This is a genomic window from bacterium Unc6 (assembly GCA_013626165.1).
GTDB classification, from domain to species: domain Bacteria; phylum Omnitrophota; class Gorgyraeia; order Velesiimonadales; family Velesiimonadaceae; genus Velesiimonas; species Velesiimonas alkalicola.
Genome location: NDHX01000002.1, coordinates 103,141 through 122,860, shown reverse-complemented (window position 1 = coordinate 122,860; position 19,720 = coordinate 103,141). Strand labels below are relative to the sequence as shown.

22 protein-coding genes and 1 pseudogene are annotated in these 19,720 nt (G+C 36.5%); all 23 read left to right on the top strand.

Annotated features, from left to right (window positions below; genetic code table 11):
* Nucleotides 1-219: 219 nt before the first annotated feature.
* Nucleotides 220-424: pseudogene (locus tag B9J78_01595) on the top strand (hypothetical protein).
* 4 nt (nt 425-428) lie between these two features.
* A complete protein-coding gene (locus B9J78_01590) occupies nt 429-662 on the top strand; it encodes a HicB family protein (protein MBA2123626.1) in 234 nt (77 codons plus the stop codon).
* A 109-nt stretch (nt 663-771) separates the two neighbouring features.
* A complete protein-coding gene (locus B9J78_01585) occupies nt 772-1,380 on the top strand; it encodes a 5-formyltetrahydrofolate cyclo-ligase (protein MBA2123625.1) in 609 nt (202 codons plus the stop codon).
* 47 nt (nt 1,381-1,427) lie between these two features.
* The gene (locus B9J78_01580) at nt 1,428-2,984 is read left to right on the top strand and encodes a ribonuclease Y (GenBank protein MBA2123624.1); all 1,557 of its coding nucleotides are present in this window, start codon (nt 1,428-1,430) and stop codon (nt 2,982-2,984) included.
* A complete protein-coding gene (locus B9J78_01575) occupies nt 2,981-3,763 on the top strand; it encodes a metallophosphoesterase (GenBank protein ID MBA2123623.1) in 783 nt (260 codons plus the stop codon). The genes B9J78_01580 and B9J78_01575 overlap by 4 nt, the downstream gene beginning before the upstream one ends.
* Before the next feature lie 5 nt (nt 3,764-3,768).
* Complete coding sequence (locus B9J78_01570; protein ID MBA2123622.1) at nt 3,769-4,593, top strand: ferredoxin-NADP reductase; 825 nt, start codon at nt 3,769-3,771, stop codon at nt 4,591-4,593.
* 80 nt (nt 4,594-4,673) lie between these two features.
* On the top strand, nt 4,674-5,381 hold the full coding sequence (locus tag B9J78_01565; GenBank protein MBA2123621.1) for an anaerobic ribonucleoside-triphosphate reductase activating protein: 708 nt from the start codon (nt 4,674-4,676) through the stop codon (nt 5,379-5,381).
* A 143-nt stretch (nt 5,382-5,524) separates the two neighbouring features.
* Nucleotides 5,525-6,013, top strand: coding sequence for a hypothetical protein (locus B9J78_01560; protein MBA2123620.1), 489 nt, complete (start codon nt 5,525-5,527; stop codon nt 6,011-6,013).
* Nucleotides 6,014-6,016: 3 nt separating this feature from the next.
* On the top strand, nt 6,017-6,655 hold the full coding sequence (locus tag B9J78_01555) for a hypothetical protein (protein ID MBA2123619.1): 639 nt from the start codon (nt 6,017-6,019) through the stop codon (nt 6,653-6,655).
* Nucleotides 6,656-6,681: 26 nt separating this feature from the next.
* The gene (locus B9J78_01550) at nt 6,682-7,500 is read left to right on the top strand and encodes a sorbitol-6-phosphate 2-dehydrogenase (protein MBA2123618.1); all 819 of its coding nucleotides are present in this window, start codon (nt 6,682-6,684) and stop codon (nt 7,498-7,500) included.
* A 79-nt stretch (nt 7,501-7,579) separates the two neighbouring features.
* Entirely contained in the window at nt 7,580-8,362 is a 783-nt protein-coding gene (locus B9J78_01545; protein ID MBA2123617.1) for a hypothetical protein, read from the top strand.
* A gap of 7 nt (nt 8,363-8,369) precedes the next feature.
* Nucleotides 8,370-9,134 (top strand): hypothetical protein, encoded by a 765-nt coding sequence (locus B9J78_01540; GenBank protein ID MBA2123616.1) that lies wholly within the window; start codon nt 8,370-8,372, stop codon nt 9,132-9,134.
* Between the two features lie 221 nt (nt 9,135-9,355).
* Nucleotides 9,356-9,619 carry a hypothetical protein gene (locus B9J78_01535; GenBank protein MBA2123615.1) on the top strand — a complete coding sequence of 88 codons (264 nt, stop codon included), beginning with the start codon at nt 9,356-9,358 and terminating at the stop codon, nt 9,617-9,619.
* On the top strand, nt 9,619-10,731 hold the full coding sequence (locus tag B9J78_01530) for a hypothetical protein (GenBank protein MBA2123614.1): 1,113 nt from the start codon (nt 9,619-9,621) through the stop codon (nt 10,729-10,731). Before B9J78_01535 ends, B9J78_01530 begins: the two co-directional genes overlap by 1 nt.
* A 13-nt stretch (nt 10,732-10,744) precedes the next feature.
* The gene (locus tag B9J78_01525; GenBank protein MBA2123613.1) at nt 10,745-11,902 is read left to right on the top strand and encodes a methionine adenosyltransferase; all 1,158 of its coding nucleotides are present in this window, start codon (nt 10,745-10,747) and stop codon (nt 11,900-11,902) included.
* A gap of 32 nt (nt 11,903-11,934) precedes the next feature.
* Nucleotides 11,935-13,191 (top strand): adenosylhomocysteinase, encoded by a 1,257-nt coding sequence (locus B9J78_01520; GenBank protein MBA2123612.1) that lies wholly within the window; start codon nt 11,935-11,937, stop codon nt 13,189-13,191.
* 92 nt (nt 13,192-13,283) lie between these two features.
* Nucleotides 13,284-13,682 (top strand): hypothetical protein, encoded by a 399-nt coding sequence (locus B9J78_01515; GenBank protein ID MBA2123611.1) that lies wholly within the window; start codon nt 13,284-13,286, stop codon nt 13,680-13,682.
* Between the two features lie 6 nt (nt 13,683-13,688).
* Complete coding sequence (locus tag B9J78_01510; GenBank protein ID MBA2123610.1) at nt 13,689-15,122, top strand: hypothetical protein; 1,434 nt, start codon at nt 13,689-13,691, stop codon at nt 15,120-15,122.
* Nucleotides 15,123-15,141: 19 nt separating this feature from the next.
* Entirely contained in the window at nt 15,142-15,711 is a 570-nt protein-coding gene (locus tag B9J78_01505; protein MBA2123609.1) for a bifunctional pyr operon transcriptional regulator/uracil phosphoribosyltransferase, read from the top strand.
* Nucleotides 15,712-15,714: 3 nt separating this feature from the next.
* On the top strand, nt 15,715-16,641 hold the full coding sequence (locus B9J78_01500; protein ID MBA2123608.1) for an aspartate carbamoyltransferase: 927 nt from the start codon (nt 15,715-15,717) through the stop codon (nt 16,639-16,641).
* A gap of 89 nt (nt 16,642-16,730) precedes the next feature.
* A complete protein-coding gene (locus B9J78_01495) occupies nt 16,731-17,441 on the top strand; it encodes a hypothetical protein (GenBank protein MBA2123607.1) in 711 nt (236 codons plus the stop codon).
* Entirely contained in the window at nt 17,438-18,319 is an 882-nt protein-coding gene (locus B9J78_01490; GenBank protein MBA2123606.1) for a site-specific DNA-methyltransferase, read from the top strand. Before B9J78_01495 ends, B9J78_01490 begins: the two co-directional genes overlap by 4 nt.
* 87 nt (nt 18,320-18,406) lie before the next feature.
* The gene (locus B9J78_01485; GenBank protein MBA2123605.1) at nt 18,407-19,690 is read left to right on the top strand and encodes a hypothetical protein; all 1,284 of its coding nucleotides are present in this window, start codon (nt 18,407-18,409) and stop codon (nt 19,688-19,690) included.
* Nucleotides 19,691-19,720: the final 30 nt, after the last annotated feature.

Sequence of the window (19,720 nt, the reverse complement as noted above, 5' to 3'; positions counted from 1 at the left end):
GCCTCAATAAGGAGATGGTTAGAATGGTGGACAGCCTAAGAAAATATTCTAAAAGTAAAAACTGTAGGAATAAAATTGCTTATGGCAAAATTAAAAAAGGTATTTGCATGCCATTGACAGAATCAAGCCTTTTTGCTATACTTTTTGTAACTGACTAATAACGGACTAATAAACTGTCTAATTACTTGTTAGACCATCAAATAATACCTGGAGAACTATATAAAGTTCAGTGAACTGGCTAGACTGTTAGAAGAAAATGGGTTTTAGAGTTGTGAAACAGAAAGGTTCAATAAGATACTATGAAAAGTCTGAACGGGATAAATTGATTCGGGTTGATTACCATGGGTCAAAGGAAGTTCCCACAGGCACTTGCCATAATATTCTAAAGGCCGCAGGAATCAAGCGGTTACAAGAGGGAGGATGATGATATGATTGAATTGCCATACTCATTAGTGATTGAATCTACTGAAGAACCAGATTATTTCGGTTTTTATTCCCTTGACTTGGAAGGCTTTTCAGGCATAGGACATTCTGTAGAAGATTGTTTGTATAAGGCTAAGTGGAAAATAAAAGAGCATATTGATTTGCTGAAAGAACAAAAACTTCCGGTTCTTCCTAAGAATCCAGATTCTAAAATTATCATTCAAAATGAAAACCGTTGACCGCAGTAATGGCTTAACCAATCGCTGCACCTGACTCCGAAAACGTTTCAAGCGTGGTAAATCTTATCATTGGAGTTCAACAAAAAACCTGTCCACTTTTAATTCTTAAATGACATGGGTTAAAAAAAGCTTGACAATGGAAAAGATTCCGGATAAAATAAAGGTCAAACTGTTAAAGAAAGATATAAGGAAGAAAATACTTTTAAAAATATCTTCACAGAATATATTTTTAAGGCATTTGAGAAGTCTGCTTATTTATAAAAAATTATTTTCTTTAAAAGAATTTAAGTTGGCAAAAGTAGTGATGTTTTTTGTTTCATTTAATGGAGAGGTTGAGACGATGCGAATGATATCTGAGGCTCTGAAGATTGGGAAAAAAGTAGTTGTTCCACTTGTAAAGGATAATTTTCTTATGGCTTCTGAACTATTAAATCCTGAAAAGGAACTTCAAAAAAAAGGTAAATATGGCATTCCAGAACCAATCCCTTCTAATTTTAGACCTGTGGACTTATCGCAGATTGATCTTGTGGTTGTCCCTGGTGTTGCCTTTGATAAAAGTAAAAGAAGGTTGGGCAGAGGAGGCGGCTATTATGACCGTTTTTTAAGCACACTTTCACCGGATGTGCCAAAGGTAGGGATTGGTTTTAAGTTCCAGATCGTTCAGAATCTTCCAATAGAGTCCCACGATATTCCACTCACGCATCTTATCACCTCATAATACTAACATACCTTTTGGGCAGACAGGTATAAAGTGGAGGAGGTAAGATGGAGAACATTTCTTTGTTTTTAATAATTGCATTTGTTATAGGTATATCCATAGGTGTAATTTTTACGGCAACTATATTTTTAGGTTTTAAGAAAAAATCTTATAGAGAAGCAAAACAGATACTTGAAGATGCAAAAAAAAATGTACAGGATAAAATAAAAAATGCACAGATAGAAGCAAAAGAAATATTGTACCGCTCAAGGTCAGATTTTGAAAAAGAAATAAAAGAAAGACGACAGGACATATTAAGCCTTGAAAAAAGGCTCATACAAAGAGAGGAAAATCTTGAAAGAAAGGTTGATATCTTAGAGAAAAAAGAAAGCAATGTTCAGACAAGAGAAAGAGAAATTGCGGATAAGGAAAAAAACATCCGGGTACATTCTAATGAATTGTTAAATCTTATTCAGGAAGAAAAATGCAAACTACAGTCTATATCAGGCATGAACTCCGAACAGGCAAAAAGACTTCTTCTTGAAAGAATGAAGGATGAGGCACAGCAGGAGGCGAGCCTTATTATAAAAAGGATTGAAAATGAGGCGAAAGAAAATGCAGAAAAAAATGCAAAAGAAATCATAAGCCTTGCAATACAGAGGTGTGCAGCAGACCATACAGCGGGTGCAACCGTTACAGTGGTTAATCTTTCCAATGATGATATGAAAGGACGGATTATCGGAAGAGAGGGAAGGAACATAAGGGCGCTTGAAGAACTCACGGGTGTTGAACTTATTATTGATGATACGCCCGGCTCTGTAACTCTGTCATCTTTTGATCCTGTAAGGCGGGAGGTTGCAAGAATTTCATTAGAGTGTCTTATGGCAGATGGCAGGATTCATCCAGGAAGGATTGAAGATGTAGTTGAAAAAGTAAAAAAAGAGGTTGACAATACAATCTGTGAAGAAGGTGAAAGGGCGATATTTGAAGTTGGGGTACATAATCTTCATCCAGAGCTGGTAAAACTTATTGGCAGATTAAAGTACAGGACAAGTTATGGACAAAATGTTCTCCAACATTCAAAAGAAACAACGTTTTTGATGGGTGTTCTTGCGAGCGAATTAAAAGCGGATTTTTCTCTTGCAAGAAGAATAGGAATACTCCACGATATCGGAAAGGCATTAGACCACAATACCGAAGGCACGCATGCTAATATAGGAGCGGATATTGCAAGAAAGTATGGGGAATCAGCAGAGGTTGCACAGGCAATAGAATCCCATCACGAAGAAATTGAACCTAAGGGACTTTATGCTGCTCTTGTACAGGCTGCTGATGCAATAAGTGCTTCCCGCCCTGGCGCAAGAAGAGAAACAGTAGAAGCATACTTAAAAAGAATAAAGAAATTGGAAGAGATTGCAAATGTGTTTAAGGGTGTCCAGAACACATTTGCAATACATGCGGGTCGTGAGATAAGGGTTATAGTTATACCTGAAAAGATAAGTGATGCAGATGTGTTTATACTTGCAAAAGATATAAGAAAGAAGATAGAGGCTGAACTTGGGTATCCTGGTCAAATTAAGGTTGTTGTTATAAGAGAATTAAGAGCAGTGGAGATTGCAAAATGAAGGTGCTTTGCGTAGGAGATATTGTTGGTGAACCGGGAAGAAAAGCATTTAAGGCAGGACTTAAGATAATTAAACAATCAAAACCTCTGGATGTTATAATTGCAAATGCAGAAAATGCAGCAGGAGGGGCAGGCATAACCGAAGAAACTGCACAGGAAATTTTTCAAAGTGGCGCGGATATTATCACAACAGGTGACCATATATGGGACCAAAAACAGATGATATCTGTGATAGGTACAATAAAAAATTTTTTAAGACCTGTAAATTATCCTCTCTTTACCCCGGGTGTTGGAAGTGTAATTATTGAAAAACACAACCTCAAAATAGGGGTTTTACAGCTACAGGGAAGGGTCTTTATGAAACCTCTTGAAAACCCTTTTAGCTTTGCCGAAAAGATAGTAGGGCAGTTAAGAAAAGAAACAAATATCATATGTGTAGATGTGCACGCGGAGGCAACGTCTGAAAAACTTGCCCTCGCATATTTTCTTAAAGGGAAAGTAAGTGTAATATTTGGCACACATACACACATACCGACCGCAGATGAAAGAATATTCCCAGAAGGCACAGCATATATAACGGATATAGGTATGACAGGCCCTTTGAATTCAATACTTGGAAGAAAACCTGAACAGATAATAGAAAGATTTATTAAACAGGTGCCTGTAAAGTGTGAGGTTGCAAAAGGTGATATGCAGATTCAGGGTATAATAGCAGATATAAATGAAAAAACTGGAAAGGCATTTTCAATAGAAAGAGTCCATTTAATAATACAGGTATGAATGATATGAATAAAATAGTAGAAAGAAAAAGATTAAATGAAGTGACAGTTCAGATGGTTATAGAAGCACCGAGGATTGTACAGGGAGCAAAACCAGGTCAGTTTATAATAATTAAAATACAAGAAAAAGGAGAAAGATTTCCGCTTACAATTGCCGGAACAAATCTTGAAAAAGGAACAATAACAATTATATTTCAAGAAGTAGGAAAAAGCACTAAATGGCTCGGCAGTCTTCAGCAAGGAGAATATATAGAAGATATTGCAGGTCCTCTGGGGACACCAACGCATATTGAAAAGTTTGGGACCTCTGTTTGTGTAGGAGGAGGGGTTGGTGTTGCAGAGGTTTATCCCATAGCGGTTGCACTTAAAACAGCAGGCAACAGGGTTATATCAATCATTGGTTTCAGGACAAAAAATCTTGCAGTACTTGAACAGCAGATGCACTTTACAAGTGATATGCTTAAGATTACAACCGACGACGGTTCTTACGGTAAAAAAGGACTTGTAACAGATATTTTAAAACAAGTTATACAAAAAGAAAAAATTGATATAATTTTTGCAGTAGGACCAATACCAATGATGCAGGCTGTGTCTGAAACCACAAGAGTATTGGGTATAAAAACCATAGTGTCCTTAAATTCAATAATGGTGGACGGAACAGGTATGTGCGGTTCTTGCAGGGTAAGTGTGGGAGGTAAAACACTTTTTACCTGCGTGGATGGCCCGGATTTTGATGCTCACCTGGTTGATTTTAAAGAACTTTCCACCAGACAATCAAGGTTTGTAGAAAAAGAAAAACATTCCTGTAATATTTTCAAGGTAAGTGAATAGTTTTCTGGTATCTTTATACGACAATAACACACATAAGATACAAAAAGAGTGCACAGTCCTTCTTAACCTTATATGTAGATATGATGCCAAAGATAAAGGGATTTTTACCCGTAAGTTTAATTGAATGGAAAGGAAAAATATGTTCTGTTGTATTTTTGGGAGGGTGTAATTTAAGATGTCCTTTCTGCCATTCGAGTGCTCTTGTGACCAATCCTGAAAGCCAGCCTGAAGTAAAATGGGAAAGCATAGAAAGATATTTAAAAGAGAAAAAGGGATGGATCGATGCGGTCGTCGTATCGGGAGGGGAGCCTACCACAGATAAAGGATTACCCCTTCTTTTAAAAAATATAAAACAGATGAATCTAAAAACAAAGATATTCACAAACGGAACAGATCCCGATATAATAAGGTATCTTATTGATTCAGGTCTTGCTGATTCGTTTTCAATAGATATAAAAGCTCCTTTGAATTCTGAAAAATATAGGGTTGCAACAGGTGGGGATGTTTCAGTAGATAATATTGTTAAGTCCGTAAAGATTATCATAGAAAACAACATAGACTCGGATTTTAGAACAACCCTTGTTCCGACAATATTTGACGGAGAAGACTTCAAAGGTTTTGCCAGGGAACTATTTTATCTCGGTATAAAAAAGATTATCCTTCAACAGTTTGTTCCAAGGGACACACTTGATCCAACATATCTTAATATAAAACCTTACAGTCAAGATTTTATAAAAGAAATTGTTCAGGATATATGTTTTTATATAAAAGATGTTGAGATTTCCTGATTTATCATAATTATCTGCCCACCGCCACAGCACTTGCCATTAACTTGTGTCGGGGGCAAATCACGGGCATGGAAAAGTGGGGGAGGGAACGGGGTGTTTCTTCACCATAATTCAGAATTTTAAATTAGTTGAAGGGTAGAAAAATGGATATAAATCTTGAGGTTGTTGAAATAAGCCCTTACGAGAATATAAACATCATATTAGGGCAGGCGCATTTTATAAAAACCGTTGAGGATATATATGAGGCTATAATCGGAAGTGTCCCGGGTATAAAGATTGCAGTTTCATTCTGTGAATCTTCGGGCAAGTGTCTTATAAGGTCAGAAGCAAATGATGAGGAATTAAAAAAATATTCAATTGAAATAGCAGAAAGAATCGGTGCCGGGCACTGTTTTGTCCTGCTTATCAAGGGAGCGTTTCCGATAAACTGTATGCAGAATTTAAAAAATGTATCTGAGGTGTGCAATATATACTGTGCCAGCGCAAATCCCATTCAGGTTGTAATTGCCCGGACTTCGCAGGGAAGGGGTGTAATGGGTGTTATTGACGGTTTTTCGCCGAAAGGAACGGAAAAGGAAGAAGATATAAAATGGAGAAAAAGTTTTTTAAGGAGTATAGGCTATAAACTGTAAGATATGCGAAAATTTATTCTTTTTTTCCTTGTTGTATCTGTTATTATCTGTATAATCTTTCTTTTAGGTTTTTTATCAGGGCAAAAAATCGTAAATATATCTTCTTTGACTAATGGGCGTAAAGACACGCTTATTGTATGTTTTGGAGAGGATTTAACAGCAGGCAGGGGAGTGCCCTTGGGTGAGGATTATCCAAGCCAGCTTGCAAAGATGTTAAACAAGGTTGTGGTTGTTAATGTCTCTGCGGAAGGTAGAACGACGGAATCTGCGATTGATGTATTGAAAAGAGATGTTCTAACACAGAATCCACAAATAGTAATTATTGAACTTGGCAGGCAGGATTTTTTTAAAAGAATTCCTGTTGACCAGACCTTTCAAAACCTTGAAAAAATTATATTAGAAATTCAAAAAAAAGGGGCTGTATGTGTAATATTAGGACTTAAAATGGGAATGAAAAAGGATGAGTATTCCTACCGCTATAAAAAGCTAGCTGAAGAGTTTGGCTGTATATATATACCAAACTGGCTTGATGGGGTAATGACAAACCCACGGTACAGAAGTGGCTTATATTATCCCAATAGTCAGGGGTACAGAATACTGGCAGAAAGAGTTGCAAGAAAAATAAAAAGGATAGTCAGATAGCCTAATACAAACTAAACCTAAAAAATATGATAAATATAGATTTAAGTGGCAAAGTTTCTATTATAACCGGTGGAGCATCTGGCATAGGAAAGGCAATATCAGGAAAATTTCTTTCTGCCGGCTCCTCTGTTGTTATTGTTGATATAAACGGGGATGTTGCGGAAAAAACCATAACTGATTTTAAGAATACAATAAATGGTTGCAAGGTTATGTTTGTGCAGTGCGATGTGGGCAACAAGAAAAGTATAGACGATATGGTGAACACCATATTTGAGAAACATAAAAGGATAGACATACTTGTAAATAATGCAGGGATACTTATACCCAGGCTTCTTGTTGATCCTGCCGGAAAAGAAGATGCAACGGAAGCCATATGGGATAAAACAGTTTTAATAAACCAGAAGGGTGCATTTTTCTGTGCGCAAGGGGTTGCAAGGATTATGATAAAACAAAAAAAAGGCGTCATAATAAATGTTTCTTCCGAAAGCGGGCTTGAAGGTTCACAGGGGCAGAGTATGTATGCGGCAACAAAGGCTGCCCTTTATTCGTATACGAGGTCGTGGGCAAAAGAACTTGGGAAATATAATATAAGGGTTGCAGGTGTAACACCTGGCATATTAGAGGCAACAGCCTTAAGAACACCTGAGTATGAAAGGGCCCTTGCATATACAAGAGGCATAAGCGTAGAAGAATTAAGAAAATCTTATGAGAAAGTTTCTATTCCGCTTGGAAGGGTTGGAAAACTTGAAGAAGTGGCAGATACGGTCTGTTTTCTTGCATCAGACCTTGCAGGTTATATTGCAGGAACCTGTATAAATATTTCCGGCGGAAAAACAAGGGCATAAAATAATATCTTCAATTTTATATTTGATAAAAGTTCAAAAATTAAAAATTTTTAATTTAAACAAAGCAAAAAAATAAAAGATGAATATGTTTAAATCTGTATTAGTATTTATAGTTGTTATCGGTTCCTGCTTTGTTTGTGACGCAAGGCAAAAGCCAAGGAGATTTGTTCAGATGAAGGCTCTTGCGGATGAATTATATCTGAGGTCTGATTATATTTCCTGTATTAGGGTATGTGATGACATCTTAAAAAGGTTTCATTTTTTGAAACCCGAATCTGTTTATTATCTTAAAGGACTATCTTTTTTACAAAAACAGGACACAGACAATGCAAAAGCAGAGTTTAATAAACTTCTCGGTATAACCTCTGATAAAAATCTAATTAAACAAATAAAATTAGCACTTATTGATTGTGATTTTGTTGCAGGTAAGTATATGGAGGCATCTTTGGGGTATGAAGAATTTATTCAGGAAAATCCAAATCTTGATAACATACCCACTGTTAAGTTCAAATTGGCAAGGTGTTTTCAGTATATTTCAAGATGGGAAGATTCAAGAAGGATTTTAAAGGGGTTGATAGAAAATTATCCCTTAAGCCCTGAGGCTGCAATGGCAGAGGAAATTCTCAGAACGGAGGTTCCATATTTTCGTGTTCAGGTTGGTGCGTACAGTAAAAGGTCAAGCGCAGACGGCCTTGTCCGAGACCTTTCCAAAAAAGCTATACAGGCAGAGATTGTAGAGGCTGAAAAAAATAGAAAACCTCTTTTTAAGGTAAGAGCAGGTAAATTTCAGACAAGGGCAGAAGCAAAAGATTTTGCAGAAAAATTAAGACAGATGGGATTTCAAACATTTGTTATTCCATAAAAGAAGTATGAAAATACTTATTCTTGCAGCAGGATATGCAACAAGGTTGTACCCGCTTACACTTGATAAACCAAAGCCGTTGTTGCATGTTGCCAACAAGCCTATACTTGAACATATCTTGAAAAACCTTTTTGTAATTCCTGATATATCAGAATGTATAATTGTTACAAACCATAAATTTGCAGAAAAATTTAAAATCTGGGCAAATACATATCAAACCGATGTTTCTATAAAAATAATTGATGACGGCACATTGAGTGATGTTGATAAAAGAGGTGCTGTAGGCGATATGAGGTTTGTTTTTGAAGAAAAAAAGATAAAGGATGATACACTGGTTGTTGCAGGCGATAACCTTTTTGATTTTGATATGATGAAATTTTATTCTTTTGCAAAAAAACATATTCCATATTCTACAATAGGATTGTATAAGGTGCAGGATATATCTGCGGTAAAAAGATACAGTGCAGTTGAAATTGATAAAAAAAACCATATAATACACTTTGAAGAAAAGCCAAAACAACCGCGTTCAAATCTTGTTGCCATATGTCTTTACTTTTTTCCTTCGCATACACTTAAACTAGTAAACAGATACATAGAGGAAGGAAATAACCCAGATCAACCAGGTCATTATATTTCCTGGTTATATAAAGTGGAAAATACATATGGATATAAGTTTGAGGGTGAATGGTTAGATATAGGCGATAAAAATGAATATAAAAAAGCTGGTGAGATATATAAAAACAAGGCACTGGCAACAGGTATTAAGTATTAATACAAATGTGTTAAATTACTTTACATAAAATTTCCCCTAACCTTTCTTTCGGGCACCCTCTTGGTGAGAGGGGAATGTGAGGGATCTCCCCCTTTGAAAAAGGGGGGATGAAGGGGGATTTTTTTTAATTGTGTCATTTTACTTTTGTAATTTTACTTATTACGTTTGTATTAGGTAATTGAGTAATATCAAAAGAAGAAGATGCGTCATTCAGGGTAAATATGGAAAAGTTGATTCTGTTTATTAATAATAAATTATGCCGAGCAAAACCGCCCAAAATTCTGCTGGCTACAGTGCCTCCTCTTAAAGCGGACTTAGGTATTCCCGAATCAATAGCGAAAAGGGTTAAGGACATAATTAATCCGGAAATAAGGGGAATAAACAAGAAATTATCCATTCCCCTTGTGGACAACTATACACTTTTAAGGACAACGTGGAGTATCTTGAAGATGGCATACACCCGAATGAAAAAGGGTATGAACTGATGGCAGAAAACTGGTCTGTTGCCCTGAAGGAAATTATTTTCAAGAAAGAGAAAAACTCTCCTACTACAGGATTTGTCTATGATGACTTTTATCTGGCACATAATCCGGGAAAGACCCATCCGGAACAGCCGGTAAGACTTAATGCTATCCTGAAAGGATTGAGGAAGAAGAACCTGTTTCACCAGCTTTTACATATTAAACCCTTGCCGGCGAATGTAGAATGGATCACCCAGATTCATTCCCCGGACTATGTCAGAGAGGTAATGAAAGTCTCACAGTCCGGTCAAAAGTACCTGCATTCACCAGATACAGGCATTTCAGAGGAATCTTTTAATGTGGCGCTTCTGGCTCTTGGCGGAGTGTTAAAAGCAATAGATGCGGTTATGAGTGGGAAAATAAGAAGTGCATTCTGCGCCGTGCGTCCCCCCGGACACCATGCGATTAAAGATAAAGCAATGGGGTTTTGCCTGTTCAACAATGTGGCTATCGGGGCACGATACTTACAGAAAAAATACAACCTTAAAAAAGTATTTATTGTGGACTGGGATGTACATCATGGCAACGGAACACAGGATGCTTTTTACGATGACCCCACCGTCTTTTTCTTTTCGGTCCACCAATATCCTTTCTACCCCGGTTCCGGCAGAAGTGAAGAGAAAGGGACAGGGGATGGATACGGTTATACTTTTAATGTACCACTTCCGGCAGGCAGTGGCGATGAAGCATACCAGAAGGTCTTTCAAAATATTCTGAAACCAGAAATTATTAAATTCAAACCGGATTTTATCTTTATTTCTGCCGGGTTTGATGCCCATAAGGATGACCCTTTGGGTGATATGCAACTTACACCGGAAGGATTTGCGCAGATGACCGCCATATTGAAAGAACTGGCAGAGAATATCTGTAACGGCCGTATAGTTTCGGTATTGGAAGGGGGCTATAATTTGGAAGGGTTATCAATGTCAGTTTCCGCTCATATTGCTGCTCTTCTTGGGGTAAATATTACTACTTATAAATCCGGTTTGTCATTACGAGGTGAAACCAAATCTCATCCTGTCATTGAGGCTGTGTCACAACCTTTATTTTGCACCTCTATTTTTGGATTGTCTTAAAACAAGAGGATAAGTGCTTAAAAAATATTTGTTCACATCAGAGTCTGTAACAGAAGGACATCCGGACAAGATATGCGATAAGGTTGCCGATGCTATTTTAGATGCTATACTTGAAAAAGATTCTGATGCAAGGGTTGCATGTGAATGTCTTACTTCAACAGGTTTTATAATGGTTGCAGGAGAGATTACAACATCCTGTTATGTAGATATTCCTGCGATTGTAAGAAATACATTAAAGGAGATTGGATATACCAATCCGGAATATGGGCTTGATTGTCACGATTGTGGTGTTTTAACAAGTATCCATGAACAGAGTAAAAACATATCAGTAGGTGTTACACAAACAAAGACACATGAGCAAGGAGCCGGGGATCAGGGAATGATGTTTGGTTTCGCAGTAAAAGAAACTCCTCATCTTATGCCGCTTCCCATTACCCTTGCTCATGGACTTACATTTAAGATGGCAGAGGTAAGAAAGAAAAAGGTTATTCCCTGGATGAGACCTGATGGAAAGTCGCAGGTTACAGTAGAATATGAAGATGATAGACCAAAAAGGATAGATGCAATTGTTATTGCAGCCCATCATGACCCCAAGGTCGGTAGGAAACAAATGGTTTCAGATATTATGAAAAAGGTAATAAAGCCTGTCTGCGGCAGATGGATGGATAAGAATACAAGGATATTTATAAATGCCACAGGTATATTTGCAATTGGAGGCCCTGAGGCTGATTCAGGTTTAACAGGAAGAAAAATTATTGTTGATACCTATGGTGGAATGGGCCATCATGGCGGTGGTTGTTTTTCGGGCAAAGATCCTTCAAAGGTTGACAGGTCCGGGAGTTACATGGCACGGTATATTGCCAAAAATGTTGTTGCAGCAGGGCTTGCCTACAAATGCGAGGTGCAGATTGCATATTCTATAGGTGTTGCAAAACCTGTAAGTGTTTCTGTGGATACTTTTGGGACAGGTAAAATTTTGGATAGCAAAATAATTGAACTAATAATTGAAAACTTTTCTCTTACACCCGCTGGAATTATAGAGCACCTTAAATTAAAAAGGCCTATCTATAAAAAGACTGCTGCTTACGGACACTTTGGAAGAAATGATCCCGATTTTACATGGGAAAAAACCGACAAGGCAGATATGTTGAAAAAGCGTGCTGGACTATAATAGATACATTAATAAACTTTAAGGAAAATGCAATGAGATATCATATAAAAGACATTAAACTTGCACAAAAAGGGAAAAACAGAACAGAGTGGGCTTCCATTGATATGCCTGTTCTTAAAATGATAAAAGAGAGATTTCAAAAAGAGAAGCCGCTTAAAGGAATTAAAATTGCAGCCTGCCTTCATGTAACAAGTGAAACTGCAAACCTTATGCAGACGCTTAAAAATGGGGGAGCGCAAACTGTTCTGTGTGCATCAAATCCATTAAGCACACAGGATGATATAGCATCTACACTTGTAAAAGATGAAAACATACCTGTATTTGCAATAAATGGTGAGGACAATGAAACATATTATAAACATATAGAACAGGCACTTGAATTAAATCCGAATATAACAATGGATGATGGTGCAGATTTAGTTAGTACAATACATACAAAAAGAAAAGACCTTGCCAGGCATGTTATAGGAAGCACAGAAGAGACAACGACAGGAGTTATAAGACTAAAGAACCTTCAAAATCAGAACCTACTTTTATTTCCTATTATTGCGATTAACGATGCAAATACAAAACACTTGTTTGACAACAGATACGGAACAGGGCAGTCCACAATAGATGGTATATTAAGAGCAACAAACCGGCTTCTTGCCGGATGTCAGTTTGTCATATGTGGATATGGATGGTGCGGAAGAGGGGTTGCAATGCGCGCCAGGGGAATGGGTGCAAATGTGATTATAACGGAGACTGATCCATTAAAAGCATTAGAGGCGGTTATGGATGGCTTTAATGTTATGCCATCTATAAATGCAGCAAAGATAGGAGATATATTTGTAACCGTTACAGGCAATATAAGTGTTTTAAGAGAAAAACATTTTAAGGTTATGAAGGATGGGGCAATACTTGCTAATTCGGGACATTTTAATGTTGAGATAGACCTTGACAGACTTTCAAAAATTGCTGTTTCAAAAACAGATGTTAGAGATATGGTAAGAGAATACAAACTTAAAGGTGGGAAAAGAATATTTGTCCTCGGAGAAGGAAGACTCATAAACCTTACTTCTGCGGAAGGACATCCTGCTTGTGTTATGGATATGTCATTTGCAAACCAGGCGCTTGCGGTTGAATATCTTGTTAAAAATAAAAACAAACTTGAAAAAAAAGTTTACAATGTTCCGGAATCCACAGACAAAATAATTGCACAATTAAAATTAAAAACTATGGGCATAGAATGCGATAGACTAACCATAGAACAGGAAAAGTATCTTATATCATGGGAGAGGGGAACATAACTTTCCTTCCTCCATAGACTATCTGGTGTGGATTAAATTTTGATAAGATAAAATGGGGTTGTAGGGCGGGCTCGTGTACAGAAGAAGGTAATATGATTGAGATGAAACTTCTTCAAATACAGATAGATGAAACAAGGTTGGAGCAGGTGGTTGTCCTGAAAGAGAAATCCGGCACAAAGATATTACCAATAGTAATAGGTATAAATGAAGCAAGGGCTATATACGATAACATCTATGATGTGCAGTACCAGAGACCTATGACACATGATTTGATAAAATCTATGATAGAAAAATTTAAAATAAAATTAGAAAAGCTTATTATTGATAAGATTGAAAACGGAACCTTCCATGCAAAACTTGTATTTAAAAATAAAGAAGATGTAGAAGTGGTAATTGATACAAGGCCCAGTGACGGACTTGCCATTGCTCTTCGTATGAAATCTCCTATATTTGCAGAAGAATATGTGCTTCAAAACTCCCTAGAGGTATGAGGTACAATGCATTTTTTGGATTTGAATAAGTTTCTCCCCCGCAAAGTTTTCCAAGCCCTTAAAAAAGCAAAAAAAACCTCAGGTGTAGATTCTGTGTATATTGTAGGCGGAGCAGTTCGTGATATGCTCTTAAAAAAAATACCTATACTTGATGTAGATATTGTGGTAAATATAAATGCGTGTCTTTTTTCAAAAAACCTTTCCAAAATTTTAAACTCACATATTGTTTATCTTGGGAAAAATCCAACCACATACCGCATTCCTTTTCCGCCTCCGGGCCCTGCCCCTTCTAACCTTTTAAGAAAAGGCTGGATGAACAATTTTTGTATTGATGTTACAGAATATCAAGAAAGTATTGAACAGGACTTAAAAAGAAGAGACTTTACGGTAGATGCAATTGCCGTTGAATTTCCTTCCTGTAATATTATTGATACAACCGGTGGGCTACAGGATATAAAAAAGGGCTTGTTAAAAGTTCCTCGTGAGGATGCGTTCTTGAAAGACCCTGTAAGAATCATAAGGCTTTTTTCAATAGGTTCAAGTCAGTGTCTTTTGATAGATAAAAAAACAAAAATTCTTGCAAAAAGAGCGCTAAACAAAATTAAGGATATTCCGGCAGAAAGGATCCGTCAGGAATTGTTAAGGCTGTTTGGCTCAAAACAGACCTACTCAACTATGAATGATATGACAGAGATGGGCGCCTGGAATGTTTTACTTCCTGAATCTATAAAATTAAGAAAGATAAAAGGGGGAAGATTTCACAGACTATCTGTATGGAAGCATTCTATAGAAGCATTAAAATATTTTGATAATCTTGTCTTATCATTAAAAGGAACTCTTAAAAAAAAAATTGATGTATATCTTGAAAAAAAAGGCTGGATTTTAAGATTTGCAATCCTTATTCATGATATAGGAAAGCCGGATACCAGAAAGTACAGGAAAGGCAAAGGATACACATTTTATGGGCATGAATCCACGGGTGAAAAATACTGTCAGATTATAAGCAAAAGATTTAAACTATCTAATGATGAAAGGTATCTTTTAAAGATGCTTGTTAAAATGCATATGAGGGCCGGTCATCTTGCCGAACTGAATTTTCCAAAAAAAGGAATAAGAAGATTTTTCAAAGATGCAGGACCGGATATAATAGGCTTATGCCTTGTCTCTGTTTCTGATTTAGGAAGTATAAAACCGCTACAGGCAAAAAAAGTTTTGAAATTTTTACAAAGAGTTGTTTCGGGTTATTATGATACAGAAAAAAAGATGATAGAGCCGTTTTTAAGAGGAAGGGATATTTTAAGTATGGGGCTGAAACAAGGACCTGTAATAGGGCAGGTATTAAAGAAGATACAGGATATGCAGATACAGGGAAAAATAAAAACAAGAAAACATGCGTTAGAATGGTGTAAAAAAATAACAGCGATACCTTTTTATATTTAATTGACAAAATATTGCGGGCATGTTAGAGTGGGAGTATATGAAAATAATGGATGAGCAGGATATAAAAAATAGGATTCTGGATATATCAGACCAGATTATTTATAAAAACAAGGATATTCAAAAAGTTGCTCTTGTTGGTATAAAAACAAGAGGACTCCCTTTTGCCCAAAGGCTTGCCGATGTAACTTTTAAGAAGACAGAATTTAAAATTCCTGTCGGTGGACTTGATATAACGCTTTACAGGGACGACCTTACACTTGTCCCAAAAAGCACGGTTTCGTTATACGAAATAAACCGGCCCGTAGTAAAAAAAACCGAGATAGATTTTGATACATACAACAAAAACATTATACTGGTTGATGATGTTCTTTTTACCGGTAGAACAATAAAAAGCGCTATGGACGCGATTATGGATTTTGGAAGACCCAAAACTATTCAGCTTGCCGTTCTTATAGACAGGGGGTTAAGAGAACTTCCCATACAGGCTGATTATATGGGTAAAAAAATACAAACAAAAATCGGTCAGGTTATTCAGGTAAAACTTAAAGAGATTGATGGTGTTGATGAGGTGTTGCTTGAAGGAGAATAAAGCATGGCAAAATGGAGAAGGAAAGACCTTCTGGGGCTTGAAGAATTAAGTCCTGATGAGATAGAACTTATTTTACAGGCAGCAGATTCCTTCAAAGAGGTTTCACTAAGACAGATTAAAAAAGTTCCAGCCTTGAAAGGATTGACAATTGTAAATCTTTTTTTTGAATCAAGCACAAGAACAAGAATATCATTTGAACTTGCAGAAAAAAGGTTAAGCGCAGATACAATAAATTTTTTTTCCTCAACATCAAGTGTAAATAAGGGTGAAACACTCATAGATACCGTAAAAAATATTGAGGCTATGAAAATAGACCTTATTGTAATAAGACATCCATCCTGTGGTTCGGCAAAGATGGTTGCAAGTGTACTTAAACAAGGGGTGATAAATGCAGGAGATGGTTCGCATGAACATCCGACACAAGGACTTCTTGATATTTATACAATAAAAGAGAAAAAAGGAAGGGTAAAAGGACTAAATATAAGCATTGTGGGTGATATAGAACATTCAAGAGTTGCAAGGTCTAACATATGGGGGCTTACAAAATTGGGTGCAAATGTAACAGTGTGTGGACCTTCAACACTTATTCCTTGTGACATACAAAAGATGGGTGTCTGTTTGACAAACTCTCTTGAGCAGGCGGTTCGCAATGCAGATGTTGTGAATATGTTAAGAATACAGACGGAAAGACAAGGTATGGGGCTGTTCCCATCTATAAGAGAGTATCAGAGGTTTTTTGGTCTAGATACTGAAAAACTTCAGAAATGGGCAAAACCTGATATTCTTATAATGCATCCGGGCCCTGTCAATAGAGGAATTGAACTGACATCTGATGTTGTGGATGGAAAGTATTCTGTTATACTTGAACAGGTAACAAACGGTGTTGCGGTAAGGATGGCTGTTCTTTTTCTGATAGCAGGAGTAAGATAAAAAAATAGTAGGCGGCGGGCAGGGGAAAGTGTAGAAGGGGATCTTTAAAGCACAAACTGGTTAGTATTAAAAAATGAGTATGGAATAAAATGAATCAGGAGCTTGTCAATATTATAAAAATCTATTCCACAGGAACTCATCAAGAATTAAACAATTACTTGATAGGCAAATCTAAAGACACCCTCATTGGAATACTACTTGATTTATTAACAATGTATATAAATGATAAAAATTCTTCAACAATTAGGGAATTTATAACAGTGAGTTTGGCAGGATATAAACACAAAGAAGGTAAAATTGGATATAACGGATTTAAGCAAGATTCCTATACAGCAGGGAAGACAGTCAAGTGCGAAGCAAAACCTAAAAATTTTGATACCGAGGAGTTTGAAAAATATAAGAAAGGAGAAAGGAAAACAAGTCCAGCAAAATTAAATGGTGGGGGGAATTTTACTGATTATACACCAGCAAGATTAGAAAGGGATAAAAAGGAAAAAGATTTAAATTTGTTAGTAAGTGGATTTGTAGACGGCAAACTGATTTATATTATTGAATTTCTGTTTAACTCTCCTGATTTTGTGAAAAACTTGGAAATAAAAATACAGAAATGGCAGAGGAAATTAAAAGGAAGTAAAAGCACGAAAGGGCAATTTTTAAGAAGTGCTGACTTTGATTACAAAGATTTTATCAAAAGCCCAAATTTAAAAATTGTCCATCTTTTAAATAAAACTGAATTAGCAAAATATGAACCATGTATTTCTAAGGGTTTTTACGAGTTTTTAGAGGGAATGACAAAATGAACCCAAAAGAATATTTAAATAAAATAATTCAAGGGGATGCTTTAACTGTTTTAAAGAGTCTACCTGATGAAGTTGTTGATGTTGGAGTAACATCACCACCATACAATAAAGGCGAAAACAAGAAAGGTTGGTTGGTAAAAAATGTAAAGTATTCAGGAGTGACTGATAAATTGCCCGAAGATGAATACCAAAAAAATCAAATAGTGGTATTGAATGAAATTTTTAGAATTACTAAACCTGGTGGGTCATTTTTCTACAATCATAAAATAAGGTGGGAAAGGGGTGAGATGTTTCATCCTGTAGATTGGTTGAGAAAAACAAAATGGCTAATCAGGCAAGAAATAATTTGGGATAGAATGATTGCGGCTAATATCAGGGGATGGAGATTCTGGCAGGTAGAAGAAAGAATATACTGGCTTTACAAACCGAAAGAAAAGAAATTAATAGGTGAAGAATTAAAACCTAAACATGCATTATTAACATCAATCTGGCGATTTTCCCCTGAACGAAAAAATCCTCATCCTGCTCCTTTCCCTTTAGCATTACCTATTAGAGCAATTTCTTCAACAATGGATGAAAAAAAAGGAGTAGTGCTTGATCCTTATTGCGGAAGCGGAACAACTTTAATAGCAGCAAAAATATTGAGGTGCGATTATATTGGTATAGAAATCTCTGAAGAATATATTAAATTTATAGAAAATAGGTTAAAGAATTATGAAAGCGAGTTAAAATTTGTTAAAGAAGAGATGTCCAAACATATTGTAATAAAAACTTTCAAAGAAAGAAAAGAGAAGGGTGAATTTACAGGAAGATATAGTCCTAAAAAAAGGCATCAGAATGCTTTGCGACAGAAAAAACTTCAGTTTATTATAACCTAAGCACCTTGCACAACCCTACACATAACTTCTGAAATTAACTCCGGTGTGAACATTAGATAGCATTAAGACAACTTAAATGGGAAAGATATGAAGATACTGATAAGAAACGGCAGGGTTATAGATCCAAAAAATAATATAGACAACACACTGGATATTCTTGTAAAAGATGGTGTGATAGCGTCTGTCAAGAAAGGCATTACCTGTGATGATGCAAAAGTGATAAATGCAAAAGGCAAGATTGTGTTTCCAGGGCTTATTGATCTACACGCACATTTAAGACAGCCGGGGAGGGAAGATGAGGAGACAATAGAAAGCGGTTTAAAAGCAGCGGCACACGGAGGTTGGACAACAATAACCTGTATGCCGAACACAAATCCTCCCATTGATGAGCAGGAAATTGTCCGGTCAATAATAGAGGAGGCAAAACACAAAAGCAACATAAGGCTCTGTGTTGCAGGTTGTATAACCCAAAAAAGAGAAGGTATGCTATTAAGTGAGATAGGTCTTTTAAGACAGGCAGGCATATCAGCGCTATCAGACGATGGGAATTGTATCCAGAATGCATCTCTTGCCAGAAGAGCAATGGAATATGCAAGGATGTTTGATGTTCCGATATTTGAACATTGTGAGGATAGAACCTTGTCTGCAGATGGTGTAATGAGTGAGGGATACATCAGCACAAAAATTGGACTGAAAGGGATTCCTGCAGAAAGCGAAAGTATAATGGTTGCAAGGGATATAGAACTTTTAAGAAAAACAGGATGCAGGCTTCATCTATGTCATATAAGTAAGAGCATTTCAATAGAACTTATAAAAATGGCGAAGGCAAAATCGTTGTCCCTGACCTGCGAAACATCCCCGCATTATATTGCATTTACCGATGAGGATTTATTTGATTATAATACAAACCTTAAGGTCAATCCTCCGATAGGAAATATAAAAAATAGAGAACAGTTAAGAAAAGCAGTTATTGATGGCACAATTGATGCCATTGCGACCGACCATGCACCTCATACGCAAGAGGAGAAAGAGGTTGAATTTGATAATGCACCTTTTGGAATAATAGGGCTTGAAACAGCGTTAAGTGTTATCTATACTTATATGGTTCATACAAAACTGATAGATTACAGGAGGCTTGTTGAACTGATGAGTCTTGGTCCTGCAAAGATACTTTGTATAGATGCCGGTCATTTGAGTATTGGCTCAAGGGCAGATATTGTTGTATTTGACCCTGATGATGTATGGGAAGTTAAAAGAAGCACAATATTTTCAAAATCCATAAACTCTCCCTGGCTTGGCTGGACACTGAAGGGTAAGATTATTCTTACCATAGCGGATGGGGAAATAGAATATATTTGCCCAACCTTTTAATTTTAATATAACATAAATCCTCAACCTTCA